31 protein-coding genes and 1 tRNA gene are annotated in these 22,233 nt (G+C 67.8%); 21 read left to right on the top strand and 11 right to left on the bottom strand.

Translation table 11 applies throughout. The annotated features are described in order from the left end of the window. Positions 1 to 142: 142 nt before the first annotated feature. On the bottom strand, positions 143 to 877 hold the full coding sequence (locus AB0J16_RS05180) for a helix-turn-helix transcriptional regulator (RefSeq protein WP_358534788.1): 735 nt from the start codon (positions 875 to 877) through the stop codon (positions 143 to 145). A 151-nt stretch (positions 878 to 1,028) separates the two neighbouring features. On the opposite strand from AB0J16_RS05180, the gene AB0J16_RS05175 reads away from it, so the two are divergent. From AB0J16_RS05175 to AB0J16_RS05165, 3 genes are all read left to right on the top strand, one after another. Then, entirely contained in the window at positions 1,029 to 1,382 is a 354-nt protein-coding gene (locus tag AB0J16_RS05175; protein WP_358534786.1) for a hypothetical protein, read from the top strand. Next, positions 1,366 to 1,839: a GntR family transcriptional regulator gene (locus AB0J16_RS05170; RefSeq protein WP_358534784.1), complete on the top strand. Its 474-nt coding sequence runs from the start codon at positions 1,366 to 1,368 to the stop codon at positions 1,837 to 1,839. Before AB0J16_RS05175 ends, AB0J16_RS05170 begins: the two co-directional genes overlap by 17 nt. An 81-nt stretch (positions 1,840 to 1,920) precedes the next feature. Continuing rightward, positions 1,921 to 2,487, top strand: coding sequence for an HD domain-containing protein (locus AB0J16_RS05165; RefSeq protein ID WP_358534782.1), 567 nt, complete (start codon positions 1,921 to 1,923; stop codon positions 2,485 to 2,487). Here AB0J16_RS05165 and AB0J16_RS05160 read toward each other — a convergent pair. Next, positions 2,455 to 2,931, bottom strand: coding sequence for an NUDIX domain-containing protein (locus tag AB0J16_RS05160; protein ID WP_358534780.1), 477 nt, complete (start codon positions 2,929 to 2,931; stop codon positions 2,455 to 2,457). The genes AB0J16_RS05165 and AB0J16_RS05160 overlap by 33 nt on opposite strands. A gap of 3 nt (positions 2,932 to 2,934) precedes the next feature. Next, positions 2,935 to 3,633, bottom strand: a complete 699-nt coding sequence (locus AB0J16_RS05155) for an XRE family transcriptional regulator (protein ID WP_358534778.1) — start codon at positions 3,631 to 3,633, stop codon at positions 2,935 to 2,937. 192 nt (positions 3,634 to 3,825) lie between these two features. Here AB0J16_RS05155 and AB0J16_RS05150 point away from each other — a divergent pair, with 192 nt between their 5' ends. Beyond that, complete coding sequence (locus tag AB0J16_RS05150) at positions 3,826 to 4,041, top strand: hypothetical protein (protein ID WP_358534776.1); 216 nt, start codon at positions 3,826 to 3,828, stop codon at positions 4,039 to 4,041. Then, positions 4,038 to 4,229 (top strand): hypothetical protein, encoded by a 192-nt coding sequence (locus AB0J16_RS05145; RefSeq protein ID WP_358534774.1) that lies wholly within the window; start codon positions 4,038 to 4,040, stop codon positions 4,227 to 4,229. Before AB0J16_RS05150 ends, AB0J16_RS05145 begins: the two co-directional genes overlap by 4 nt. Here AB0J16_RS05145 and AB0J16_RS05140 read toward each other — a convergent pair. Then, entirely contained in the window at positions 4,189 to 4,566 is a 378-nt protein-coding gene (locus tag AB0J16_RS05140; RefSeq protein WP_358534772.1) for a winged helix-turn-helix domain-containing protein, read from the bottom strand. The two genes, AB0J16_RS05145 and AB0J16_RS05140, sit on opposite strands and share 41 nt — an antisense overlap. A 100-nt stretch (positions 4,567 to 4,666) precedes the next feature. Here AB0J16_RS05140 and AB0J16_RS05135 point away from each other — a divergent pair, with 100 nt between their 5' ends. From AB0J16_RS05135 to AB0J16_RS05100, 8 genes are all read left to right on the top strand, one after another. Further along, positions 4,667 to 4,996, top strand: a complete 330-nt coding sequence (locus tag AB0J16_RS05135; RefSeq protein ID WP_358534770.1) for a hypothetical protein — start codon at positions 4,667 to 4,669, stop codon at positions 4,994 to 4,996. After that, positions 4,989 to 6,308 carry an FtsK/SpoIIIE domain-containing protein gene (locus AB0J16_RS05130; RefSeq protein WP_358534768.1) on the top strand — a complete coding sequence of 440 codons (1,320 nt, stop codon included), beginning with the start codon at positions 4,989 to 4,991 and terminating at the stop codon, positions 6,306 to 6,308. Before AB0J16_RS05135 ends, AB0J16_RS05130 begins: the two co-directional genes overlap by 8 nt. An 18-nt stretch (positions 6,309 to 6,326) precedes the next feature. Then, positions 6,327 to 6,980 (top strand): DUF2637 domain-containing protein, encoded by a 654-nt coding sequence (locus AB0J16_RS05125; RefSeq protein ID WP_358534766.1) that lies wholly within the window; start codon positions 6,327 to 6,329, stop codon positions 6,978 to 6,980. Positions 6,981 to 7,001: 21 nt separating this feature from the next. Then, the gene (locus tag AB0J16_RS05120) at positions 7,002 to 7,361 is read left to right on the top strand and encodes a hypothetical protein (protein ID WP_358534765.1); all 360 of its coding nucleotides are present in this window, start codon (positions 7,002 to 7,004) and stop codon (positions 7,359 to 7,361) included. A gap of 15 nt (positions 7,362 to 7,376) precedes the next feature. Next, positions 7,377 to 7,538 (top strand): DUF3970 family protein, encoded by a 162-nt coding sequence (locus AB0J16_RS05115; protein WP_358534763.1) that lies wholly within the window; start codon positions 7,377 to 7,379, stop codon positions 7,536 to 7,538. Between the two features lie 220 nt (positions 7,539 to 7,758). Further along, on the top strand, positions 7,759 to 9,150 hold the full coding sequence (locus tag AB0J16_RS05110) for a replication initiator (protein ID WP_358534761.1): 1,392 nt from the start codon (positions 7,759 to 7,761) through the stop codon (positions 9,148 to 9,150). After that, positions 9,147 to 9,332, top strand: coding sequence for a helix-turn-helix domain-containing protein (locus AB0J16_RS05105; RefSeq protein ID WP_358534759.1), 186 nt, complete (start codon positions 9,147 to 9,149; stop codon positions 9,330 to 9,332). The genes AB0J16_RS05110 and AB0J16_RS05105 overlap by 4 nt, the downstream gene beginning before the upstream one ends. Continuing rightward, positions 9,329 to 10,546 carry a site-specific integrase gene (locus AB0J16_RS05100; protein ID WP_358534757.1) on the top strand — a complete coding sequence of 406 codons (1,218 nt, stop codon included), beginning with the start codon at positions 9,329 to 9,331 and terminating at the stop codon, positions 10,544 to 10,546. The genes AB0J16_RS05105 and AB0J16_RS05100 overlap by 4 nt, the downstream gene beginning before the upstream one ends. Before the next feature lie 101 nt (positions 10,547 to 10,647). Here the strand turns inward: AB0J16_RS05100 and AB0J16_RS05095 are convergent. Next, positions 10,648 to 10,720 (bottom strand) — tRNA-Arg (locus AB0J16_RS05095). Between the two features lie 57 nt (positions 10,721 to 10,777). Further along, the gene (locus AB0J16_RS05090) at positions 10,778 to 11,332 is read right to left on the bottom strand and encodes a hypothetical protein (RefSeq protein ID WP_358534755.1); all 555 of its coding nucleotides are present in this window, start codon (positions 11,330 to 11,332) and stop codon (positions 10,778 to 10,780) included. Positions 11,333 to 11,457: 125 nt separating this feature from the next. On the opposite strand from AB0J16_RS05090, the gene AB0J16_RS05085 reads away from it, so the two are divergent. From AB0J16_RS05085 to AB0J16_RS05055, 7 genes are all read left to right on the top strand, one after another. Then, positions 11,458 to 12,660: a histidine kinase gene (locus AB0J16_RS05085; RefSeq protein WP_358534753.1), complete on the top strand. Its 1,203-nt coding sequence runs from the start codon at positions 11,458 to 11,460 to the stop codon at positions 12,658 to 12,660. Beyond that, the gene (locus AB0J16_RS05080) at positions 12,657 to 13,283 is read left to right on the top strand and encodes a response regulator transcription factor (protein ID WP_358534751.1); all 627 of its coding nucleotides are present in this window, start codon (positions 12,657 to 12,659) and stop codon (positions 13,281 to 13,283) included. The genes AB0J16_RS05085 and AB0J16_RS05080 overlap by 4 nt, the downstream gene beginning before the upstream one ends. A 130-nt stretch (positions 13,284 to 13,413) precedes the next feature. Further along, on the top strand, positions 13,414 to 13,608 hold the full coding sequence (locus tag AB0J16_RS05075; protein ID WP_358534749.1) for a hypothetical protein: 195 nt from the start codon (positions 13,414 to 13,416) through the stop codon (positions 13,606 to 13,608). 102 nt (positions 13,609 to 13,710) lie between these two features. Next, a complete protein-coding gene (locus AB0J16_RS05070) occupies positions 13,711 to 14,259 on the top strand; it encodes a hypothetical protein (RefSeq protein WP_358534747.1) in 549 nt (182 codons plus the stop codon). Position 14,260: 1 nt separating this feature from the next. Beyond that, the gene (locus tag AB0J16_RS05065; RefSeq protein WP_358534745.1) at positions 14,261 to 14,992 is read left to right on the top strand and encodes a prolipoprotein diacylglyceryl transferase family protein; all 732 of its coding nucleotides are present in this window, start codon (positions 14,261 to 14,263) and stop codon (positions 14,990 to 14,992) included. After that, complete coding sequence (locus AB0J16_RS05060) at positions 14,989 to 16,557, top strand: radical SAM protein (RefSeq protein ID WP_358534743.1); 1,569 nt, start codon at positions 14,989 to 14,991, stop codon at positions 16,555 to 16,557. Before AB0J16_RS05065 ends, AB0J16_RS05060 begins: the two co-directional genes overlap by 4 nt. Beyond that, positions 16,554 to 16,787, top strand: a complete 234-nt coding sequence (locus AB0J16_RS05055) for a hypothetical protein (protein ID WP_358534741.1) — start codon at positions 16,554 to 16,556, stop codon at positions 16,785 to 16,787. Before AB0J16_RS05060 ends, AB0J16_RS05055 begins: the two co-directional genes overlap by 4 nt. Here AB0J16_RS05055 and AB0J16_RS05050 read toward each other — a convergent pair. Genes AB0J16_RS05050 through AB0J16_RS05040 form a run of 3 tightly spaced genes read right to left on the bottom strand, consistent with a single transcriptional unit; the run spans position 16,768 to position 18,976 of the window. Beyond that, a complete protein-coding gene (locus AB0J16_RS05050; protein ID WP_357957657.1) occupies positions 16,768 to 17,244 on the bottom strand; it encodes a MaoC family dehydratase in 477 nt (158 codons plus the stop codon). The genes AB0J16_RS05055 and AB0J16_RS05050 overlap by 20 nt on opposite strands. 11 nt (positions 17,245 to 17,255) lie before the next feature. Beyond that, positions 17,256 to 18,494 (bottom strand): hypothetical protein, encoded by a 1,239-nt coding sequence (locus tag AB0J16_RS05045; RefSeq protein ID WP_358534739.1) that lies wholly within the window; start codon positions 18,492 to 18,494, stop codon positions 17,256 to 17,258. Next, the gene (locus AB0J16_RS05040) at positions 18,491 to 18,976 is read right to left on the bottom strand and encodes a SigE family RNA polymerase sigma factor (RefSeq protein ID WP_358534737.1); all 486 of its coding nucleotides are present in this window, start codon (positions 18,974 to 18,976) and stop codon (positions 18,491 to 18,493) included. The genes AB0J16_RS05045 and AB0J16_RS05040 overlap by 4 nt, the downstream gene beginning before the upstream one ends. 218 nt (positions 18,977 to 19,194) lie before the next feature. Here AB0J16_RS05040 and AB0J16_RS05035 point away from each other — a divergent pair, with 218 nt between their 5' ends. Continuing rightward, positions 19,195 to 20,376, top strand: coding sequence for an ATP-binding protein (locus tag AB0J16_RS05035; RefSeq protein WP_358534735.1), 1,182 nt, complete (start codon positions 19,195 to 19,197; stop codon positions 20,374 to 20,376). A 99-nt stretch (positions 20,377 to 20,475) separates the two neighbouring features. Here the strand turns inward: AB0J16_RS05035 and AB0J16_RS05030 are convergent, their stop codons facing one another. Continuing rightward, on the bottom strand, positions 20,476 to 21,267 hold the full coding sequence (locus AB0J16_RS05030) for a MauE/DoxX family redox-associated membrane protein (protein WP_358534733.1): 792 nt from the start codon (positions 21,265 to 21,267) through the stop codon (positions 20,476 to 20,478). 5 nt (positions 21,268 to 21,272) lie between these two features. Beyond that, a complete protein-coding gene (locus tag AB0J16_RS05025) occupies positions 21,273 to 22,214 on the bottom strand; it encodes a hypothetical protein (RefSeq protein ID WP_358534731.1) in 942 nt (313 codons plus the stop codon). Between the last annotated feature and the right edge of the window lie 19 nt (positions 22,215 to 22,233).

Below are 22,233 nucleotides of genomic sequence, written 5' to 3'. Positions count from 1 at the left end.
GGATCAGGCTGCCCTCAGCTTCTGCTCCCTGCTGCGACAGGACGCAGGAGAAGGTCTTTCACCTCCTCACGAATCGGTGCGCCGCACGGCGCACCCTTGATGACGTGTAGATAAGTTGCTTTCTGCGCTGTCCGTTGGTGGCTCAGTGCTGGTCAGGGTAAGGCTGGCCTGTGGTCCAGGTGCGTTCGAAGCTGGTGAGGTAGACGTCTGCTGGGCCTTGGTCGTCGTTGTTACGTAGGTGGATGACGGGGGCGTTGGCTGCTGGCGTGGCGTAGGCGTGGGTGTTGACGAGGAGTTCGTCGTCGGCTCGGTAGATGGAGCTGTAGAGCACTGTGCGGTGATGGCGCATCTCGACGCCGTCGACGTCGAGCAGGGGCCTGTAGAGCGTGAGGGCGTTGTTGACTCGCGCTGCCATTACCGCGGGGCCGATGCCTTCGTCGACTCCGCGTGCCGCGACTTCGGGGGCTTCGGGGTCGCCGAGGAGGATGCGGATGTTGACGCCTGCGCCTGCTCGGGTGGTGAGGATGTCGAGGAGTCCGCGGTCTTCGGCGAGGAAGAGTGCGCTGTAGGCGAGGATGCCGATCTCCTCGGTGGCCTGTTGGAAGTGGTTGCGCCAGACGGTGCGGGGGACGGCCCAGCGGTGGGGGTAGATCGCTTGTAGGCCGTCGGTGAGTGCTCGATGTCGTTGGGCGATGTCGGGCCATAGGTCGGCCTCGTTGAGGTGGAGGAGGTCGGCGATGGCCCAGCGGTGGCGAGGGTAGGGGGTGCGGCCGTTGAGCCAGCGGGCGACGGTCTTGGGGTCGACGGTGAGTGCGGCGGCGACATCGGTGGTGTTGAGCCGGGCGGCGGCCAGCGCGTTGCGGAGGTTGTTGTTCATCGGACCCGCCTGCTTGTCTCGCGAAACGGTCGTGTGCTGCGACGTTAGCATCAGACGTCCCTAGACGTCCCCAAGTTGTGGTGTTCCCGCCCCTGACCCCAGAGAGAGTCTCGACGCGTACACCCAACCGGGAGCGTCAGAGAGGACGAGCATGCCGACAAGCGAGACCGTCAAGGAGCAGCAGCGGGCGTACGCAAAGCGATTGCTGACCGCACTGGGCGAGCAGCTGGCCGTACGTGAGGTCACGGTGGTGCTGATCGTGGCGCCGGATGGGCGTCCGGCGCTGGATGTGACCGACAGCCGGTGCAGGATGCGGCGGGTGTTCGTGCAACTGCCGTTCTGCTGGTTCTACTGGGGCGACCAAGAGGACGAGCGGGTGTCGTTCCTGCAGATGCCGGTCGCGGTGGAGCGGATCGAGCAGGCCGCTCGGGCGGGCTGGCGTGCGGGCGAGCAGGGCGAGCTCAGCATCGACTTGAACAAGATGCTCGATGCCTACCGCGGCTGATCGGGTGTCCGAGGGCCGGTGGCTGACCGGGGGGCGGGTCTACACCCAGATCGCCGACCGGCTTCGCGAGTGGATCGGCTCGGGAGAGTTTCCGCCGGGCAGTGTGCTGCCCTCGGAGGCGGCGTTGTGCCGGACGTTCGGGGTGGCGCGTAACACGGTGCGGCGGGGGCTGGCGCTGCTGGAGGATGAGGGGTTGCTGGTCACCGTTCCGTCCAAGGGTCGGGTGGTGTGCGGGGCCGGGCCGACGGTGCCGTACCGGTATCAGGTGATCGCCGCTGAGCTGCGTGGGCAGATCGTAGGCGGGCAGCTTGCTTGCGGCGCGGCCGTGCCGAGTGAGGCGGAACTGAGGCGGCGTTTCGCGGCCTCGCGGAACACAGTGCGGCAGGCGTTGTCCGTGCTGGAGCGTGAGGGCCTGGTGGTGGCCGAGCATGGCCGGGGCAGGTTCGTCCGCTCCTAGAGCAGTATGAGGTGAGACGTCCTGGGACGTCTCACCCCGCCCTCTAGATCTATCCCGGTCCCGGGTGCCTATCGTGGGCTCGTGGGAGATGTTGATTGGGCGTACGGCCTGGCCAAAGACCTGCTGGAGGCCAAGTTGCCCCGGCGCTGGGCGCACACGCAGGGAGTCGCCGAGCAGGCCGAGACCTTGACCTGCATTCTCGGCCCGGAAACGGACACCTTGATCGCCGCCTCGCTGCTGCATGACATCGGGTACGCCCCCGACTTGGTGGACACCGGGATGCATCAGCTCGACGGCGCCCGATTCCTGCGTGATGTGGCGGGGGCCGAGGATCGGTTGTGCCGTCTGGTGGCCTACCACTCGTGTGCCGACAATGAGGCTCGGCAGCGTGACCTGTTCGACGTCCTGGCGGCGGAGTTCGACCAGGAAAGGCCCGAGCTGGCGGAGGCACTGACCTACTGCGACATGACCACCGACCCGGATGGCCGGCACCTGGATGTGCGGGAACGGCTCGCGGAGATCCACTCCCGCTATGGCCCCGAGCATGTGGTGAGCCGGTCGATCATCGCGGCGACGCCGTGCATCGTGTCGTCGGTTCGCGCGGTGGAGGCGGCGCTATCCGATGTGCGGCAGGCCGGTGCCGAATAGGTAGTGCTCGATCCGCATCCGCATCGACGCCGCCATCGGCAGGGACAGAACCTCCTCGCGGGGTATCCACTGCACCTGGCGGGATTCCGTGCTCTGTGTCGGTGTCCCGGAGAGGGCGCGGCCAGTGAGCACGATGGAGAACTCTTGGCGGGCTTCGCCGTTGGAGGTGTAGAGGATCACGTGTCCGGGATCGGTGTAGGTGCCGACCAGGCCAGTGATCTCACAGATGATGCCGGTCTCCTCCAGCGTCTCCCGCACGCCCGCCTGCGGAAGAGATTCACCCAGGTCGATGGCTCCCCCGGGAAGTGCCCAGTTGTCGTTGTCCGACCGCAGGATCATCAACAGATCCCCGTGGTCGTTGGTGACGATCACGTTCACCGACGGCACCAGGCTGTTGGCCTTGGGCGCGTTGGGGTCCTGGTGGAAGTCGATCCGCCGGGCCATGCTTCAGGACTCTACCGGCGTCGCCTTGGCCCACACCTTGTCGTAACTCTCGGCGTAGGTGGCGACCATGTCGCCTCCGGCCACCCGGCGTAGATGCAGGACGGGGGCGTTGCCGGCGCGGGTGCCGTACACGTGCATGTTGATCAGGTATTCGTCGTCGGCGCGGTAGATCGAGTTGTACAGGATCGTGTCGTGCAGCCTGATCTCGACGTTCTCCATGCCCTTGATGGGTTGGTAGAGGACCAGGGCGCTGCGGATCTGGGCGGCCATGCTGTCACCAACGCCTTCGTCGGCGCCGCGCTGGGCGACCTCGGAGCTGTCAGGGTCGCCGAGCAGGATCCGGACTCTCACCCCGGTTCGGGCCTTGTCGGCGAACAGGCGCACCATGCCTCCGTCGTCGGCGAGGAACAGGCCGCTGTAGACCAGGACGCCGATCTCCTGCGACGCCGCCCCGAACAGTCGTCCCCAGATGTCCCGAGGGACGGCCCACCGGTGTGGATAGATCGCGATGACCTCGCTTTGTGAGGCTGCGGCGACCTGATCGCGGGTGAGCGCCTCGGGCCACAGGTACCCCTCGTCCACACCCAGGTACGAAGCCGTGGCAAAGCGGTGCTTTCGGTACGGCTCGCGCCCCTTGGTGATCCACCGCTCGATGGTCTTGGGGTCGACTTCGATCGCCTCGGCCAGATCGGCGATGGACACGCCTTTGTGGAGAAGGGCTGCGCGTAGCCGTTCGTTCGCCATCTCACCTGCTCCAAGGGACGTCCGGGGACCGCCTCATCGTAGGCCGGACGTCTTGAACATGTCCCGTCGTGTAGTGATCTCGTCCTGACTCTCCGCAGCATTCTCGGTTGCACAAGCCACAACGACCCCAATCGAAGGAGGAGATGCCCAATGACGAACATGATCAGCTTTCTGGACGAGGCGCCCTCATGTGGATGCGGCAACGCCCTGACCGAGGGTCAGATGCAGTGCTCCAAGTGCCTGGCGCGTGCGCGCTGGACAAGGAAGCAGCGGGCCAGGAACCGGCGCAACCAGCGGCGGACCGAGACCCGCCGTCCCCCGCGCGGCCCCCGTACCGTCGCGGCGGCGGGGGTGAGCTGGACGTGAGCTGGCTCCCGTTGATCCTCGCCGGGCTACTCGGCGTGACGCTGCTCGTCGGCTACATCACGGTCCTGGTCGGCATCCGCCGCGAGGACAGGGCCATGAACCTGCGCCGTCAGGCCAACGGGATGTCGGCGTCACTGGCCCGTAAGGTCACCGGCTGCCACGTGCGGAACGGCGTGTCGTGGACGTAGCCAACTGCTCCTCGACCCGCGCGAGCCGTCCCGACAGGTCCTGTACGGCGGTCCGCAGCTCGGCCACCTCGTCGGCCAAGCCGCCGGGCAGGTCGCCAGCGGGGGCGTCGGCCTCGTCGCGGACGTATACGCCCTTGCCCTGCTGGCCGATGACCAGGCCTTCGTTGCGCAGGATGCCGACCGCCATCTTCACCACCGACAGGGAGGCGTCGTACTGCTCGGCGAGCCGGGCGGTGGAGGGCAGCGGGGTGCCGGGCGCGAGGGATCCGCCGCGGATCTGCGCGCGGAGATCGTCAGCGATCTGCAGGTAGCCGGCCCGCCCGGTGTGTTTGACCATCACCGTCCATCTCACCACACCAAGTCAGCCACGCCAACATTGACAACTGAGCCAACTAGGTTAACCATGTTGGCTAGGACGAATAAGGAGGTCACCGCACATGCGTACCGTCCCGATCCCGGTCGATGTCACCAAGCTCGCCATCACCTGCGTCAAGGCCCCGCGCCCGCGCGTGCTCAACCGCGATACCGGTGAGATCAAGACCGACAAGAACGGCAACACCGTCTACGAGGTCACCGTCTCCGTGGAGGACGAGTTCGGCCGGATCGAACTCGTCAAGATCGGCATCACCGGGGAACCGCCCATCAAAGCCGGAGACCCCGTCAACGCGGTCGGCCTGCTCGGCTACGTCTGGGAGATCGCCGGCAAGTGGGGCATCGCCTACCGCGCATCCGCCCTGCTCCCAGCGCGGGAGGCTGCCGATGTCTGACCTGCCCGCCTGGCTCGCGGCCCTTCCCCTGATCGGGGTGGGGCTGTGGGCCTGGCGCCGCTGGCACTACCCGTCGTTCTGGCTCGCGCTCGGCTTCCCGCTCACCGCCGTCTCGGTCCGCGCCTCCTGGCGGCGCATCGCGCTCGGCTGCGGCTTGACCAAGAAGCGGCACCGCTGGTGGTTCACCACCGTCCCCGGCCTGATCGCCTCCACCGGCATCGTCAAGGTGCGGCGGCGCTTCCAGCGGGTCGCCGTCGACACCAAACCCTTCATGCGGCTGCCCATGCCTACCCGGCACGGCTGGCGCGTCACCCTGCACACCCTGGAAGGCCAGACACCCGGCGACTACGCCGACGCCGCCGAACGCCTGGCCCACTCCTGGGGCGTACACGCGATCCGCGTCTCCTCGCCCCGGCCCGGCCGCGTGGTCCTGATGGCCACCATGTGCGACCCGCTGGTCAAGGTCGATGACCTTCCGCCCTCGCCAGAACTGCTCAAGGTCACCGTCGGCAGGCTGGAGACCGGCAAACCGTGGACGATCGACTTCCGGACGGTTCCGCACTGGCTCAACGCGGGCGCCACACAGTCCGGCAAGTCCAACCTCGCCAACGCGCTCATCGTCGGCCTGGCCCCGCAACCCGTGGCGCTGGTCGGCTTCGACCTCAAGGGCGGCGTCGAGTTCACCCCGTACGCGCCCCGCCTGTCGGCGCTGGCCACCTGCCGCGCCGAGTCCGTCACGCTGCTGTGCGACCTGGTCGGCCTGATGATCGACCGGATGGGCCTGTGCCGGCAGGCCGCCGCCCGCAACATCTGGCAACTCCCGCCCGCCCTGCGGCCGGTCCCGGTCGTGGTCCTGGTCGACGAGCTGGCCGAGCTCTACCTGATGGCCGACAAGTCCGAGAAGGACGAGATCGCCAAAACCTCGACCGCTCTGCTGCGGGTGGCTCAGCTCGGCCGGGCGTTCGGCATCTACCTGTTCTGCTGCGGCCAACGGATCGGCTCCGACCTCGGCCCCGGCGTCACCGCCCTACGCGCCCAATGCTCCGGACGCATCTGCCACCGCGTCAACGACCCCGAGACCGCCACCATGACGCTCGGAGACCTCGACCCCGCCGCCCTGGCCTCCGCACGCGCCATCCCCGCCGAGACACCCGGCGTCGCCATCGTCGCCTCCCAGGACGGCCAGTGGTACCGCGCCCGCTCCTTCTACGTCACCGAAGCCGCCGCCGAACACGCCGCCCACACCCACGCCCACCTCACCCCGTCCTGGGACGAGATCACCGCCCACCTGCCCGAACACGCCAACGCCTGAACGAAAGGAGGGTGCACGATGCGACGCATCACCCGCCGACTACTCGACACCGGCCCGGTCCTCGTCCTAGCCGCCATCGCGGGCGCCGGATCGTTCACCCACATCCGCGACACCGCCACCCAACACGGCCAAACCGGCTGGATGTCCTGGGCCATCGCCATCTGCATCGACCTCACCTGCGTCATGGCCGCCCGCGAACGCCAACACGACACCAAGACAGGCCGGACACGGCGCGGCCCGATCTCCTGGCCCGTCCTCGTCCTGACCGGCGGCATCATCCTGTCCCTAGCCGCCAACCTCCAACAAGCCGACCCGACCGCCTGGGGCTGGATCACCGCCGCCACCCCCGCCGCCGCGTTCCTCATCGCCGTCTCCATGCTCGAACGCCGCGCCACCCGTCCCGAGCCGTCCCCGGACCCGACGCCGTCCTCGGCCCTCGTCCCCACCTCCTCCAACGCCCCGGCTCCCGTCCTGACCGACCACAACACCCAGGACACCCAGGACGACGGGCAGGACAGCCCCGCCCCCGCACTGATCGACTACGCCCGCCGCGTCGCCGACGAACACCACACCAAACACGGCAGACCCATCACCCGCGACGCCCTACGCGCCCACCTGGGCGTGTCCAACCAACTCGCCTCCGACCTGCTCCACACCCTGCGAACCGCCTGACCAGAAGGGAGACCTCAGCCCATGACCAACGACCACCACAGGGCCCTCATCAACGGCCTGCTCGACCTGGCCGCCTTCCTAGAGGACCACCCCGACCTGCCCGTGTCCCCGAGCTTCACCCTGCACCACTTCTCACGCCAGGACAGCGACGCCGACCAGTGCGCCGAGATCGACCAGATCGCCGCCCGCGTCGGCTCCCCCATCGACTACGAAGACTCCCCCTACGGCCACTACGCCACCTCCGTCTTCTTCGGCCCCGTCGAATACCGAGCCGTGGCCATCTCCGCCGCCGCCCGCGCCCGCCACGCCGCCGAAACCAGCTACCACGGCTGCATCCAGCCCCACGGCTGCATCCAGCCCGACCCGGCACCCACCGCCTGACCAGGAGACACGATCATGCGCATTCGCCTCGAAGGAACCCGCACCGAAGTCATCGACGCTCTATTCCACCTGCGCCTGCACTTCACCGTCATCGCCGCCTCACGGCTCTACCCCAACCGCACCAATCCCTGCTACTGGCGCATCCACCTCACCACCACACCACGCGAAAGGAGGTAACCGGCCTTGATCATCGAGGTGATCCGTTACCGCTGCTGCACCTGCAACGGAACCGGCATCGACGCCGACAACGCCCGCTGCCTCGATTGCGACGGCACCGGCATCGACAACCACGGCGCCCCATAGGCGCAGCGCCCCCGGCCTGGCCGTACATCCGCCAAGACACACGCCAGGTCGGGGGCCATCCCTCCACCCCAACGAGTGAAAGGAGGTCTCCATCTTGCCCACAACCCACGCCACCGCGCACGCCAAAGCGGGCATGATCGCCCGACTCAACCGCCCCGACTACGACCGCTGGGCCAACCAAATCCGCGCCACCGGCGGCTGCCGCCAGCCCATCCTCTTGCGCGGCAAGATCGAACACTGGGACACCGCCGTCGGCCGACTCCTGCACCGCTACACCACCCGCACCGAGCCTGACGGCGTCCTGCGCCTGCCCTGCAAGACCCGCCGTGCCTCCCGTTGCCCCGCCTGCGCCGAGATCTACAGGGCCGACACCTACCACCTGATCCGCGCGGGCCTCATCGGCGGCAAGGGCGTCCCCGAGACGGTGACCGGCCACCCGACGCTGTTCGTCACCCTGACGGCCCCGTCCTTCGGCGCCGTCCACACCCGCAAAGAGCAGCATGGCAAGACACTGCCTTGTCACGCGCGACGCGACGCCCCCGCCTGCCCGCACGGCCGCGTCATGTCCTGCACGACCAAGCACAACCCAGATGACGCGCGCCTCGGCGAACCGCTGTGCCCCGACTGCTACGACTACACCGGCAGCGTCCTGTTCAACGCCCTGGCCCCACTGCTATGGAAGCGCTTCGCCGACTCCCTACGCCGCCACCTCGCCAAACTCGGCGGCCTGGCCCTCAAAGACCTCCGCCACCACCTCACCGTCTCCTTCGCCAAAGTCGCCGAATACCAACGGCGCGGCGTCGTCCACTTCCACGCCATCATCCGCCTCGACGGCCCCGGCGGCCCCACCGCACCACCACCCGCCTGGGCCACGGCTGGTGCCCTGACCGACGCCGTCCAACACGCCGCCCGCGTCGTCAGCGCCCTGATCCCCGCCATCGACGACCAACCCGCCCGCCTCTTCAAGTGGGGCGGCCAACTCGACATCCGCCCCATCACCCTCGACGGCGACCTCACCGAACAAGCCGTCGCCGGCTACATCGCCAAGTACGCCACAAAAGCCGCCGAATGCGTCGGCACCCTCGACCGCCGCATCAACCCCCTAGACAACCTGGAAGCCTTCAACCTGCGCGACCACGCCCGCCGCCTCATCACCACCTGCATGCACCTCGGCGCACTCGAAGAACTCGCCGAACTCCGGCTCATGGACTGGGCCCACATGCTCGGCTTCCGCGGCCACTTCTCCACCCGCTCCCGCCGCTACTCCACCACCCTGGGCGAACTCCGAGCAGCCAGAGAGCGCTTCGTTCACACCGAAGAGGTCACCCACGGACGCCTCCCCCTCTTCGACGAAGACACCATCCTCGTCATCAGCGAATGGGAGTACGCAGGCAAGGGCCACTCAGCCGGAGACCAACTCCTCGCCGCCGCCCTCACAGGAAGACCGCTACCTGCGGCAGAACACCCCGTAGAGAGCCGCCCATGACCCGGCTCCTCCTCACGGTCCCTGAGGCCGCAGAAGCCCTGGCCATTTCGCGAAGCAAGCTCTACCAACTCATCGCCGCTGGCGCGGTCACATCGCTCCGCATCGACGGCTCCCGCCGCATCCCCGTCTGCGCCCTCACCGACTACATCACTCGCCTCGCCACGAAAGAGGACGCAGCATGACCAAGACCCTCGTGGCGACCCCCGACGAGCGGCCCCAGAAGAAAATGACGCCCAAACTCCGCGACGGCGTGATGAAGCGCGGAACCACCTGGTCCTACGTCATCCGCGTCAAGGACCCGGAAACCGGCGAAAGCCGTCCACGCTGGGTAAGCGGCTTCGCCACAGAGGACGACGCCAAGGCCGCCCGCGACGAAGCCCGCGTCAAGGCCCGGCGCGGCGAGTACATCGACCGCAACACCATCACAGTCGCCCAGTACCTCGATGAGTGGATCGAGGCTCACGCAGTCGAGATCAAGCCGAAAACCCTCAAGGACTACCGAGGCATCATCACGCGGTACATCAAGCCCCACATCGGCAGTGCACGTGTCCAGGCCGTACGCCCCTCGTCCGTGACCAAGCTCTATCGGGACCTGATCGCCCACGGCGGCAAGAACGGGCGCCCACTGTCTCCTCGCACCATCGAGTACGTCCACGCCGTCCTGCGCAAGGCATTCCGGGACGCCGTCGAGGTAGACGAGATCCTCGCGACCAGCCCTGTCGAGAAAGCGAAGCGCCCTCGCCGGGAGACCAGCGAGCCCGGGGCAGTGTGGACCACCGCCCAGCTCAGGTCCTTTCTCACCGCAGCTCGCGACCACCGGCTGTGGGCCTTCTTCCACGTGGCCGCTTACACGGGCGCCCGGCGCGGGGAGCTGCTCCACCTCCGCTGGGCAGACGTCGATCTCGATGGCAAGCAACTCACCATCACCGGCTCGGCGGCCTTCATCGACGGCGAGCGCATCGAGGGCACCACGAAGAGCGGCCGGAAGCGCATCGTCAGCATCGACGAGCAGACGGCCCAGGTCCTCCGCAACCAGCGAAAGATGCAGGCAGAGGACAAGCTGAAGGTCGGCCCTGAGTGGCGAGGCGCCAGTGCGTACGTGTTCACGACCGGCTGGGGCGCGCCGATCCACCCGGACACCGTCAGCTCGCTCTTCCCGACCCTGATCAAGCGCCACAACGCACACAACCCGAAGGACCCGCTACCCCATGCCCGACTCCACGACCTCCGCCACATCCACGCGACGACCCTGCTCCTGGCGGGTGTCCCCGTACACGTCGTCGCGGCCCGTCTCGGCCACGCAGACCCCTCGATCACTCTTCGGGTCTACGCCCACGTGATCCGCGCAGCAGAAGCCTCCGCAGCCGACGTCTTCGCCCAAGCGATCAACGAGTGAGCACCCCTTGTTAGCAGCGGTGTTAGCAAGATCCCGAGATTGTCCTGACAAACACGAAGGCCCGTTCCAGGTTTTCCCTGGTAACGGGCCTTGATGCTGTGTGCGGCCGGAGGTACTCGAAACCCCAACCTTCTGATCCGTAGTCAGATGCTCTATCCATTGAGCTACGGCCGCTCGCTGCGTAAGCCAGCATAGCGGGTCCAGAGCCGTGCCTCGAACCAGATACCGCCCTCACGCCCCACTAGATTCCACCTTCTTCGGCCAAAGGGTGTACCCCAGGGGCCAGAGCAGGGCGATCAGCGGCGCCTTCAGCAGGCCGAGCATGAAATCGATCAGTGCGCCCGTGCGGGACGGTTCGTTGACGAGCCAGATCAGGCCGAACAGGAAGGCGCAGGCTATGGCGTACGCGAGGACGATGCGGAGCCAGAAGATCCACTCGTAGCGGGCGCGGGCCATGCCGCCCGCGGGTGGCTGCCACGGAGGTGGGCCGTCGGCGAAGCGGTGGCGGAACTTGGCGTCGGCCCAGCGGATCGTGCTGTGGCCGAAGACGATGGAGTACGCCAGGTACGCGGCCGCTATGCCGTGCCTCAGGTCGGCCGTGGCGCCACTGCGCATGTCCATGACAGATGCCGCCAGGAGGATCACGTCCAGGAGCGGTACGCAGATGAGGAGAGCGGTGCTGAGTCGGCGGCGGTTCCAAAGGTAGCGGCTCGCGAGGCCGAGGCCGAGCAGGAGCCAGAAGCCGACTTCGCAGCCGATCAGGATGGCGACAATCACGTATCCCATCCTTGAGGGCTCCTCTGGCCGGCACATCGTCAGTGAAGAGGAGCCTGTGGATACATCGAAGTGTTTATCCACAGGCAGACCCACGAAGGAGTGAGCCGGGTCTGGACGGTGGTGGGATGGGGGGCATGCAACGCGAGGCGTCGTGGGCCGGGCTGGCCTTCGTCGGTGGCCTGCTCCTGATCGTGGGCGGAGCCTACACTCATCGCGAGGTGCCCGAGGGGTGGCTCGCGGTGCCGCTGGCGTTCGTGTGCCTGGGGGTGGCGGTACGGCAGCGGGCGCCGTTGGTGGGGCTGGCCCTGGGGACCGTGGGGATCGGTGTTGATCTGGTCGTGGGGCCGTCGTTGCCGACTGTCCTGATATTTACGGACAACGTGTATGCGGCGGCGTTGTACGGGCCGGCGTCTTTTTCGCGGTGGCTGCTGGGGGCCGCCACTGTGCTGGCGGTGTTGGCCGGGGGTGTGACGGGGGTCATGTCTGGCGACTGGCGGGCGCTGGCGGTCAACGGGATTCAGGCGGGGCTCGTGCTGGTTACGCCGGTGACCACGGCGATGGTGTTACGCCAGCAGCGTGAGCAGGCCGCTGCCGAGCGTGCCAGGGCGGAGCAGGTGGCGCGGCTGGCGGAGCTTGACCGGGAGGCGGCCATCGCGACGGAGCGTACGCGGATGGCTCGGGAGTTGCATGACATGATCGCCAACCACTTCAGCGCGATCGCCATCCAGTCGACGGGCGCGTTGTCGCGTACGGACCTGGATGCGGTGGCCATACGGAAGATCATCGAGTCTGTTCGGGAGAACAGTCTGAAAGGGCTGGCCGAGATGCGGACCATGATCGGGCTGTTGCGGCAGGAGGGGGATGAGGCCGAAGCCACCCGGCCGCGACTGGCTGATGCGGAGAGTCTGGTCGAACGGTCGCGGCGGGCGGGGATGGCGGCTGATTTCCGCGTCGAGGGGGAGCCGCGGGAGCCGTCTCCGGCGGTGGATCTGGCCGGCTATCGGATCTTGCAGGAGGCGCTGACCAATGCGCTCAAGCATGGCGGGCGGTCGGCTGTGGTCAAGGTCGTTTATGAGTCGGAGCAAGTGACGGTGGCTGTGGACAACCCTGTGGATAAGTCTGTGGGTAACCCTGTGGATGAACGTCCCGGGGCGGAGGTTTTTCCTGAGGCCGGGGCTGGGCTGGTTCCCGGGGCGGGGGCGGGGCTGGTGGGGATGAGGGAACGGGCCGCGTTGGTCGGGGGGTCGTTCGAGGCCGGGGTGGGCGGGGGTTTGTGGCGGGTCAAGGCCGTGCTGCCCATGCCGAAGGACAGGAAGGGGCAATGGGAGGCGGGATGACGATCAAGGTACTGGTCGCGGACGATCATGCGGCTGTCCGGGCGGGGCTGGTGCTGATTCTCGGTGGGGCCCAGGACATCGAGGTCGTCGGGGAGGCGGCCGATGGGGAGCAGGCGGTGGAGTTGGCCCGCGAGACCCGGCCCGACGTGGTGTTGATGGACGTGCGGATGCCGAAGCTCGACGGCATCTCGGCGACCAGGGAGCTCGCCGGGGTAGCCGATGTGTTGATCTTGACGACGTTCGATGTGGATGAGTATGTGTTCGGGGCGTTGCGAGCGGGGGCGGCGGGGTTCCTGTTGAAGAACACCGACGCGGAGTCGCTGGTCGCGGCCGTACGGCTGGTGGCCAGGGGAGATGGGCTGATCTCGCCTACGGTCACGCGGCGGTTGATCTCTGCCTTCGCCGAGCAGCCCGTACGCAAGGCGCAGCAGGTGGAGGGGTTGACGCCGCGTGAGCAAGAGGTGTTGGCCGGGATCGGTCGCGGGCTGTCCAATGCCGAGATCGCCAAGGAGCTCGACATGGCTGAGGCGACCACGAAGACGCATGTGAGCCGGGTGTTGAACAAGCTGGGTCTCAAAAGCCGGGTCCAAGCGGCGATTTATTACTCAGAAGGCCCCCGCTAGTCTGAAGGTCGTGACCATGTCTCCTCCTCCCCCGCCGCCACGGCCGACGGGCTTGATCGTTGGCTTGGCGTTCGCCGGGGCCTTTGGTTACTGGATCCTCAATGTGATCGTCGGACTCATCGTCGTGAGCATGTCGTCGACGGTCGCGATCGGGGTCGCCGCGGGGTTCCTGGCCGTGGTCGGGATCGGCGCGGGGATCTTGCTCGTGGTGCTGCGTAAGCCGTGGGCGCTGGGGCTGGGGCTGGGGCTGATGATCGGGTGGGCGCTCGCCTCCATCGTCTCGGCCGGCTATTGCACGGGGCTGAATCCGGGCATGTACGCATGACCGGGCCAACATCGAGTCCGGGCATGTACACACGGACTGGGCCAACATCGAGTCCGGGCATATACGCATGACCGGGCCAACGCCGGATCCGGGCATGTTCACATGACCGCGCCCGCACCGGACGATCGTGACGAGGGGACGCCTCCCCAGGGAGGGAGCGCCCCGACGCGAGTGGAGGCGAGCGGCGACCCGTCTCCCGGACAATCCGCTCCCCCGCCGTCCGAACAATCCGCTCCTCCGCCGTCCGAACAATCCGCTCCTCCGCCGTCCGAACAAATCAGCATCCCGCCGTCCCCCGGCGGGCCAAAACCGCCGCCCAACGGCAAGCCCAGCAGCAGGCCCAAGGGCAAGTCCGTCGGGCTGATCATCGGGCTAGCGTTTGCGGGGCTGGTCGCCTACAGCATCGTCAACGCCATCCTCGGCATCCTGATCTTCGTCAGCACCCTCGACCAGAACGGCACTAACTACCCCATCATCATCTCCTGCACGATCTTCCTCGCCCTCTTCGGTCTCGGGGCCGGGGCGGGGCTGCAGTTCCTGCGCAAGCCGTGGGCCACCGGTCTGGGTCTGGGGTTCCTTGTCGGCTGGGCGTTGTGGTCGATCCTGTCCGCCGGAATCTGCACCGGCATCAGCCCGGACCTGTACGCCTGACATGCCGCTCCACGAGATCTTCGTCGGCCTGGGAGTGCTCGTCGCGTCCGTGGTCTTCGTGCACGAGGCCCGCCGCCGCGGCGCGCTCAACGAGCAGTCGCTGGTGGCCGTGACCGGTGCGCTGGTCGGCGGCGCGATCGGCATGCGGCTGGCGGGCTGGCTGGAGACGCTGAACCTCTCCGACCTCTGGCTGTACGGCTCGCGGAGCATCCTCGGCGGCCTGACCGGCGCCTACATAGGCGTACTGATCGCCAAGAGGATCATCGGCTACAAGCAGCGGACCGGCGACCTGTTCGCCCCGGCGGTGGCGCTGGGCATGGCGGTGGGCCGGATCGGCTGCCATCTGACCGAGGCGCCGGGCCGTCCGACCGAGTTGCCCTGGGGCGTACACGCTCCCCCGACGACGCCGGAGTGTCCCGGCTGCCTGAGTGGCCAGGCCATGCACCCGTCGTTCGTCTATGAGATCGTCTTCCAGCTCGCTGTGTTCGCCGCGCTGCTCTGGGCGCGCAGGCGGCTCACCGAGCCGGGCGAGCTGTTCACGCTGTACCTGGCCGCGTACGCCGCCTTCCGCTTCCTCGTCGAGTTCACCCGCGCCAACGAGACCGTCTGGCTCGAGCTCACCAGACCGCAGTGGTTCCTGATCCCCGGCCTGCTGCTGCTCGCCCTGAGGCTGCGGTACGGCTGGCGGCGCGGCCACTACGATCCCCTCTTCAAGCGGAAGGTCATGACATGAGCACCGGAATGGGTCTGCGGGGTGACCGCATCCTCAGGTACGTCAACGCCTTCTGTCCCCACTGCCACGGCCAGGACCTGGAGCGGGTCGAACGGGTCAGCGGCTACCTGACCGTCCGCGACGAGCGCGTGTGGCTGGAGCGCGGCTGCCGCAAACACGGCCTGATCAGGACTTTGTACGACGAAGACCCAGAAATCCTGACCTATCTGGAAGAGTGGACCGCTCCCACAAAGCTCCACATGCCGGATATTTCGGGGAATTTCGACCCCATCCCTGCGGCCTACCTCCGAGGGCTGCCCGAGATGCAGACCCAGCACACCTGCATCCTGCTCGAAGACATCGTCGAAGCCTGCAATCTGCGCTGCCCCACCTGCTTCGCCGACAGCTCCCCCGATCTGACCGGCATCGTCCCCATCACCGACATCCTGGCGAACGTCGACCAGCGCCTGTCCCGCGAGAACGGCAAGCTCGACGTCCTCATGCTGAGCGGCGGCGAGCCCACCCTTCACCCCGAGCTCGCCCAACTGCTCGCCAAGCTCCACCAGCGCCCTGTCACCCGCATCCTGATCAACACCAACGGCGTCCTCATCGCCAGGGACGACGCCCTGCTCGACCTGCTCACCGAGCACCGCGAGCGGGTGGAGGTCTATCTCCAGTACGACGGCGGTTCTGCCGAGGCGTCGAAACACCACCGGGGCGGTGACCTCAGGCAGCTCAAGGCGCAGGCCGTACAACGGCTGTCGGAGCGGGAGATCTTCACCACGCTGGTGATGACCGCCGCGCTGGGCGTCAACGACGGGGAGATCGGCGACGTCGTACGGCTGGCGCTCGACACGCCGTTCGTCGGCGGGGTGTCGCTGCAGCCGCAGTTCGGCTCGGGCAGGTCGGGGCCGATCGACCCGATGAACCGTCTCACCCACACCGGCGTGCTCAAGCGGCTCGGCCCGCAGACCGACGGCCTGGTGACCTGGCGCGATCTCACCGCGCTGCCCTGCTCACACCCGCACTGCTGCTCGGTCGGCTACCTGATCCGCGACGACTCGCAGCAGTGGCGTTCGCTGGTCGCGCTGATCGGCCATGACCGGCTCAAGGCGAACCTGGGCCTGGTCTCCAATCGCATCGCCGACACCGAGATCCCCCGCGAGCTGCGGCTGGCCGTACAGGAATCGCTGCTCGGACTGCTGTCGGAGCAGTCGTCGTTGTCACACCCGCGGATCGGCGACCTGTGGCGCGACATCTGCGAGAACTGCGACCTCGGCGTGTCCACACTGCTCACCCTGGCCTCCTCGGCGCTGCCCGGCCGACGGAAGAGGCTTCGCAAACTGCTCGGCGAGCGGGTGGTGCGGGTGACGGTCAAGCCGTTCATGGACATATCAACCATGATCGAGGAGCGGCTCACGCAGTGCTGCGTGCACGTCGGCACGCGGGCCGAGCAGGACCAGTGCGCACCGTTCTGTGCGGTTCAGGCGTGGCCCCAGCTCTCGGGACAACGGCTGTCCGCGGTCGCCACCACATCCCAGCCGTCCGCAGTCACCGCCCCCCACCAGCTCAAGGTGATCATGTGAAGGATCCGCTCCGGTTGTGCGTGTACGCGACCGTCGCGCTGCTGGCCTGGCTGCTGGGGCCGTGGGCGGTGCTGGGGTTCGCGGTCCTCGGTTTCGCCGGGTACTGGAAGGCGTGGCGGGCCGGGCTGACCCGTAGCAAATGCTTGCTCAAGGACACCCGGCTCGTCCTGGCCTATCTCGGGTTAGTGGCGCTCGTCGCGGCGGCGGCGATCATCCACTCCCTGCGGTGAGCTCCACAGGGATGTACAGGCTGAGCGTCTCGGCGATGCAGGCCGGGCGCTTCTCGCCCTCGACCTCGATCGTCATCTTCAGGTTGGCCAGGTAGCCGGCGGGCGTGCCCTTGACGTCGCTCAGCTCCCCCAGCGCCCTGACCCGCGCGCCGACCGGCACCGGCCTGGGGAAACGCACCTTGTTCAGGCCGTAGTTGACGCCCATCTGGATGCTCTCGACGCGTACCAGCTCCATCATGAACGACGGCAGCAGTGACAGGCTCAGGTAGCCGTGCGCGATCGTGCCGCCGAACGGTCCTTCCTTGGCCCGCTCCACGTCGACGTGGATCCACTGGTGGTCGTCGGTCGCGTCGGCGAAGAGATTGACCTGCTCCTGAGTGACTGTGCGCCACTCGGTCGGGCCGAACTTCTCGCCGACGGCCGCCTTGAGTTCCTGTACGTTCGCGAAGGTCCGCATGGCTCCGAACGCTATTGCGCGGGCGGGACGGCTGCCAAGTTGAGCACCCAGTACTTGTCGACCTTGCCCTTCGTGGTGCCCCCGTAGATGATCGAGCTGGGCTCCGACGAGGCGCCGTCGCTGTTCCAGCCACCGGGGGTTTCAATGCGCGCCGACGTGCCGGTGTTCAGGTCGTACACGGTATCGCCCGATCGCAGGAAGCGATCGAGGATGGCGTACATCCTGAACCCCTTCGGGAGCTTCTTGACGCCGGTTCCGTCGACGTGCTGGACGACAGAAGTGGCGCCCTGGCGGCCACGGCACCAGACCGGCCCGCAGCGCAGGTCCTTCATACCGTCCTTGATCACCACCTTGGTCTCGGTCCCATCGGCCAGGTTGACGACCTTGGACTGGTTGTAGCCGGGCGTCTCGAACTCTTCGTCGTCAGTGCTCGCGTCGCCCGCCCATGGCCAGCTGATCAGCCGCAGCCCATCGGACTTGGGCACGCGGTTGGGAGCACCGTTGCCGAACGGCTTCCGGTAGACGCCGCCCTTCCGCGGCGACCAGACGACGTTCTCACCGTCCACGCCGATGGCCTCGACGGCCGCGCCACCGCCGGTCAACGTGACGGCCAGCTTGGCCTTGCCGCCGGACAGCGGGGCCCACCAGAGCTCGGTGACCGCGTTCCCGCCCTTCGACCCGCTGGAGAACCAGACGACGTTCGTACCATCGGTCGAGGCGGTTTGCAGGAAGTATTGTTCCAACCCCCGGGTCCGAGGGATCTCTGTTACCACCCGGGACTTACCGGCCTTGGCGTCGTATACCTCGATCTTGCCGGCCTTCCCGGACGAGGGCTCCGCGGTGAGCAGCACCTCGGTGGCGTTGAGGCCGGTGATCGGGCGGTAGCGCCAGCCGTCGGCGTTCTTCGCGGGCATCTGGAAGACCGCCTGTGGCCAGAGCTTGTCGGCCGGTATCCCCTTCGCCGGGGTCGTCGGCCTAACGGTCACGGTCCTCGTGGGATGAGGCTTGGTGACGGTCGTGGTCGTGGTCGGCGAGGCGGCCGCCTCTTCTCCGCCCCCGCTGGAGAAGACGCCCTGGGCGACGACCGTACTCGTGCTCACCACCCCGACCACCGCGGCCGCCGCGAGCAGTTGCGCGCGCCGCCTGGTCCGCCGCCGCCTGCGCTCGCCGACCCCGGCCAGCAGGTCGAGTTCGGGAGCCCGGTCCGCCGCATCGCGCAGCGCGCCGCTCACTTGGTCCTCTGTCCTCATGTCCGTCCCCTCTCCAGCACAGCGGGCCGGACCCGGAGCGTGGCGAGCGCCCGGAACGCCTGGCTGCGCACAGTTCCACGTGAGATGCCGAGGATCGCGGCGATCTCCTCATCCGGCAGGTCCTCGTAGTAGCGCAGGACCAGCACGGTCCGCTGCTTCCTGGGCAGCGTCGCGAGCTCCTTCCAGAGCTCGCCGAACGAATGCGTGTCGTAATGGACGCCATCGGGGACGTCGTCGGTCGGTTGCTCCCTGCGCCGCCGGCGCCACCAGCTGATGTGCTGGCGGGCCATGGTCGTGCGTACGTACGCCTCGGGGCTGTCCTTGTTGCGGACCCGGCTCCAGTTGTCGCTCAGCTTGAGCAGCGCCTCCTGGGCGAGATCCGCGGCGTCCTCGGCGTTGCCGGTGAGCACATAGCCGTACCTGACCAGCGCCGCGCCCCTGGCTCGGACGAAATCCTCGAACTCCACATCACCGGGACGCACGAACCGCTCGCTCTGTTGCAAAGATCTTTACTCGAAACCATCGCGCACGTGTTCGAGTGCGCGCTACAGTTCTAGGGACCGACTCGAACAAGGGTTCGGCCTGGTGGGAGGGGGTGCGTCCGATGACAATACTGGCGACGGCCCCTGCTCGGACACGCCGTAGCGCTTTCTTCCCAAATCTAAGACGGCCGCTATATCCCGCAATAAAGTCCGAGAGCGTGGACCCTGTGCGCAATCCTTACGCCCCCGGAGCCGGACAGCGCCCGCCGGAGCTCGCCGGGCGCGACCGCGAGCTGCAGCAGTTCGAGGTCGTGCTGGAGCGGGTGGCCCGTGGCCGTCCCGAGCGCAGCATGGTCGTCACCGGTCTGCGCGGCGTCGGCAAGACCGTGCTCCTCAACACGTTCAAGTCCATGGCGATGCAGCGGCTGTGGGGCACGGGCAAGATCGAGGCCCGGCCCGACCAGTCGATCCGCCGTCCCGTCTCGGCCGCGCTGCACATGGCGATCCGCGAGCTGGCTCCCCGGCATCGCGCGCCGGAGCGCATCGAGGAGTTCCTGGGCGTGCTCAAGGCGTTCGCGATGCGCGATCCGGCCGCCGCCAAGGGCACCTCGCACTGGTCACCCGGCATCGAGGTGCCGGCCAGCCGTGGCCGGGCCGACTCCGGCGACCTCGAGATCGACCTCACCGAGCTGTTCGTCGACGCCGCGAGTGTGGCCACCGACCTGGGCGTCGGCATCGCGCTCTTCATCGACGAGATGCAGGACGTGCAGCCCGCCGACGTCTCGGCGCTGTGCGCCGCCTGCCATGAGCTGTCGCAGTCCGGTGGGCCGCTGATCGTGGTCGGCGCGGGCCTGCCGCACCTGCCGAGCGTGCTGTCGGCCAGCAAGAGCTACTCCGAGCGGCTCTTCCGCTACGCCCGCATCGACAAGCTCGATCGCGAGGCGGCCGACCTCGCGCTGATGCTGCCGGCGCGGGAGGAAGAGGTCGAGTTCACGCCGGACGCCCTCGACGCCCTCTACGAGGCGGCCGACGGTTACCCCTACTTCGTCCAGGCTTACGGCAAGGTCGCCTGGGATCTGGCGCCGCGCAGCCCGATCACCCTCGACGACGTCAAGGTGTCCGCGCCCGAGGCCGAGGAGGAGCTCGCGGTGGGCTTCTTCGGCAGCCGCTACGAGCGGGCCACCCCGGCGGAGCGCGACTACATGCACGCCATGGCGCAGATCGGCGACGAGCCGGTCGCCACCGCGGAGGTGGCCGACGCGCTGGGGCGCAAGCCGTCCAGCCTGTCACCCGCCCGCGACAGCCTCATCAAGAAGGGGCTCATCTACAGCGCTGAGCGCGGCCTGATCGCGTTCACCGTGCCGCATTTCGGGAGGTTCCTGCGTGCCCAACCGATCTAGGCGACACCCCTAGTCCTCTATTGGGCTGTCTAGTGGGGAAGCTAGATAGCCCAATAGAGTCATATCTTGTTGTCGAGGGTTCTATAGCGCTGTCTAGCGTCAGGCCGATACAGGCGTATAAACCGGCAGAGCGCCGCTGCCCTCGTGCTCGACCACGGCCACCCGTACAGCCGGACGCCGCCCGCTGAGATAGACCGCGAACACGACATCAGCCCCATCCCGCCGCTCGAAGGCGAAGAAGCGCCAGCACAACTCACGCCAGCTGTCGTACGGCTCGACCGCGGCGAGCTGCTCCCGATGCTGCCGCCAGGGGCCACTCGACCGGAGCCTGGCCAGTGTGACCTCCGTGGCCGGCCCGGGGCGCTGCTCGCACGGCGCGCGATAACGCAGCCGATCCACCATCTCCTCAAGCTCGGGCGACAGTACGAGGAGCATGACCACCCCGGCGGCCATGAACCACGACGGGTGCAAGAAGACCAACCAGCCGGGCTCTTCACCCCATATCGACAGCACGGCCATCCCGGTGAGCACCATGGTCCTGGCGATCGAACGCAGCCCGACGGGTGCCGCGCTCACCTCGCCGAAGCATCCGCATCCCGCGTCGGGCCGCCGACGACGTACCTCCAGTAGGACATAGGTGCACATGGCGAAGAAGGCGACCGCCATCCACCTGAAGATCGGAGACGTGCTCACCAGCAGCCCGGTCGCGATCACCAGCTCACCGACCGCGCAGACGATCAGCATCGGCACCTCGATGCGGGCGGGCACCAGCGTCGCCGGCCCCAACCGGGCCAGCGTGCCCATCTCCCCGCCCGTACGCACAGTGGACACCTTCGCCACCGCCCCTAAGACGAGCAGCACGATCAGCGCGGGCAGTTGCGATGCCAGCACGAGCGTCACCCCAATCCGATCTGTGCGTTGAAGCACCCTTTGACCAGGTCGCCGCCCAGCTCCACGTACGAGAACGGCGACAGCTCGGCGATCCGCCCGCGAGGAGAGGTGTCGCACTCGACACAGCGGTCGCAGAAGCGCCCGGCCACGCAGCCACACGCCACGATCGGCACGTTAGCGGATCGATCGGTGCAGATGTTCCGTACCTGCAGCATCGACCCGATGGCGAGGTACGGCAGGCCCGTGCAGGACACCTCGGCGTCCGGGCAATCCACGTCAGAGCGCTCGACCATGGGGTACGCGGCCCCCCGATCCTCCTCGTCGAAGACGTCGGACCAGGTGGCGGTCCCGGAGACACGTGACTGCAGGCCTCCGTAGGCGGGCGGCGGAGCCGGCACGGCCCGCGCCGGATAGGCGGGCTGCGAGGTCGCGGGCAGCAGGGCCAGACTCGCCTCGCCCTTTCTGATGCCGATCGCGTCGAACAGGAACCCAGGCTCGAACCGCGCATGTCGCACCATGATGCGGCCTGTCGCACGGTATGGGATGACGATGGTCCGGCGCCCCCGATGCGGCCCGCAGTCGAGCTGGACCGACAGGTCCTTGCGCCCCTCCACGGACAGGATGGTCCCGGTCAGCCGCGTGATGTCGGCCCAGAGGCGCTCGACCACCCGGCCGTCGCGCAGGGTACGCATGATGACCGTCGAGCCCACGGGCAGATCACTCGGCGCCTGGTCGCCACCGTGCCAGGCGGTGGCCCAGGGAGCGATGACGAGCCGTTCCTCGGTGCCCTCGGGGGTCTCGATAGTTATGAGATGTGGGCTGATGTCGAGGATGTCCCCTATGACCGCGCGTAAGGGGTCCCCCTCGCCGGAGCCCGGGATCCCGGTCTCTCGGCCCAGCGCCGCGGCCGCGAGCACCCGGCGGCGTTCCACGCTCGGATACCCCATCAGTCCCTCCCTTGTCGCG

It is taken from the genome of Nonomuraea sp. NPDC049750 (assembly GCF_040659625.1).
Taxonomy (GTDB): Bacteria; Actinomycetota; Actinomycetes; order Streptosporangiales; family Streptosporangiaceae; genus Nonomuraea.
The sequence above is the reverse complement of the archived record's forward strand: the minus strand, read 5'-3'. Positions and strand labels throughout refer to the sequence as shown.

Excerpts from the sequence above, each read along its gene's own strand:
- AB0J16_RS05180 (WP_358534788.1), bottom strand. The coding sequence starts at position 877 with ATGAACAACAACCTCCGCAACGCGCTGGCCGCCGCCCGGCTCAACACC.
- AB0J16_RS05175 (WP_358534786.1), top strand. The coding sequence starts at position 1,029 with ATGCCGACAAGCGAGACCGTCAAGGAGCAGCAGCGGGCGTACGCAAAG.
- AB0J16_RS05170 (WP_358534784.1), top strand. The coding sequence starts at position 1,366 with ATGCCTACCGCGGCTGATCGGGTGTCCGAGGGCCGGTGGCTGACCGGG.
- AB0J16_RS05160 (WP_358534780.1), bottom strand. The coding sequence starts at position 2,931 with ATGGCCCGGCGGATCGACTTCCACCAGGACCCCAACGCGCCCAAGGCC.
- AB0J16_RS05150 (WP_358534776.1), top strand. The coding sequence starts at position 3,826 with ATGACGAACATGATCAGCTTTCTGGACGAGGCGCCCTCATGTGGATGC.
- AB0J16_RS05140 (WP_358534772.1), bottom strand. The coding sequence starts at position 4,566 with ATGGTCAAACACACCGGGCGGGCCGGCTACCTGCAGATCGCTGACGAT.
- AB0J16_RS05135 (WP_358534770.1), top strand. The coding sequence starts at position 4,667 with ATGCGTACCGTCCCGATCCCGGTCGATGTCACCAAGCTCGCCATCACC.
- AB0J16_RS05130 (WP_358534768.1), top strand. The coding sequence starts at position 4,989 with ATGTCTGACCTGCCCGCCTGGCTCGCGGCCCTTCCCCTGATCGGGGTG.
- AB0J16_RS05125 (WP_358534766.1), top strand. The coding sequence starts at position 6,327 with ATGCGACGCATCACCCGCCGACTACTCGACACCGGCCCGGTCCTCGTC.
- AB0J16_RS05120 (WP_358534765.1), top strand. The coding sequence starts at position 7,002 with ATGACCAACGACCACCACAGGGCCCTCATCAACGGCCTGCTCGACCTG.
- AB0J16_RS05115 (WP_358534763.1), top strand. The coding sequence starts at position 7,377 with ATGCGCATTCGCCTCGAAGGAACCCGCACCGAAGTCATCGACGCTCTA.
- AB0J16_RS05105 (WP_358534759.1), top strand. The coding sequence starts at position 9,147 with ATGACCCGGCTCCTCCTCACGGTCCCTGAGGCCGCAGAAGCCCTGGCC.
- AB0J16_RS05100 (WP_358534757.1), top strand. The coding sequence starts at position 9,329 with ATGACCAAGACCCTCGTGGCGACCCCCGACGAGCGGCCCCAGAAGAAA.
- AB0J16_RS05090 (WP_358534755.1), bottom strand. The coding sequence starts at position 11,332 with ATGGGATACGTGATTGTCGCCATCCTGATCGGCTGCGAAGTCGGCTTC.
- AB0J16_RS05085 (WP_358534753.1), top strand. The coding sequence starts at position 11,458 with ATGCAACGCGAGGCGTCGTGGGCCGGGCTGGCCTTCGTCGGTGGCCTG.
- AB0J16_RS05080 (WP_358534751.1), top strand. The coding sequence starts at position 12,657 with ATGACGATCAAGGTACTGGTCGCGGACGATCATGCGGCTGTCCGGGCG.
- AB0J16_RS05075 (WP_358534749.1), top strand. The coding sequence starts at position 13,414 with ATGTCGTCGACGGTCGCGATCGGGGTCGCCGCGGGGTTCCTGGCCGTG.
- AB0J16_RS05070 (WP_358534747.1), top strand. The coding sequence starts at position 13,711 with ATGACCGCGCCCGCACCGGACGATCGTGACGAGGGGACGCCTCCCCAG.
- AB0J16_RS05065 (WP_358534745.1), top strand. The coding sequence starts at position 14,261 with ATGCCGCTCCACGAGATCTTCGTCGGCCTGGGAGTGCTCGTCGCGTCC.
- AB0J16_RS05060 (WP_358534743.1), top strand. The coding sequence starts at position 14,989 with ATGAGCACCGGAATGGGTCTGCGGGGTGACCGCATCCTCAGGTACGTC.
- AB0J16_RS05050 (WP_357957657.1), bottom strand. The coding sequence starts at position 17,244 with ATGCGGACCTTCGCGAACGTACAGGAACTCAAGGCGGCCGTCGGCGAG.
- AB0J16_RS05045 (WP_358534739.1), bottom strand. The coding sequence starts at position 18,494 with ATGAGGACAGAGGACCAAGTGAGCGGCGCGCTGCGCGATGCGGCGGAC.
- AB0J16_RS05025 (WP_358534731.1), bottom strand. The coding sequence starts at position 22,214 with ATGGGGTATCCGAGCGTGGAACGCCGCCGGGTGCTCGCGGCCGCGGCG.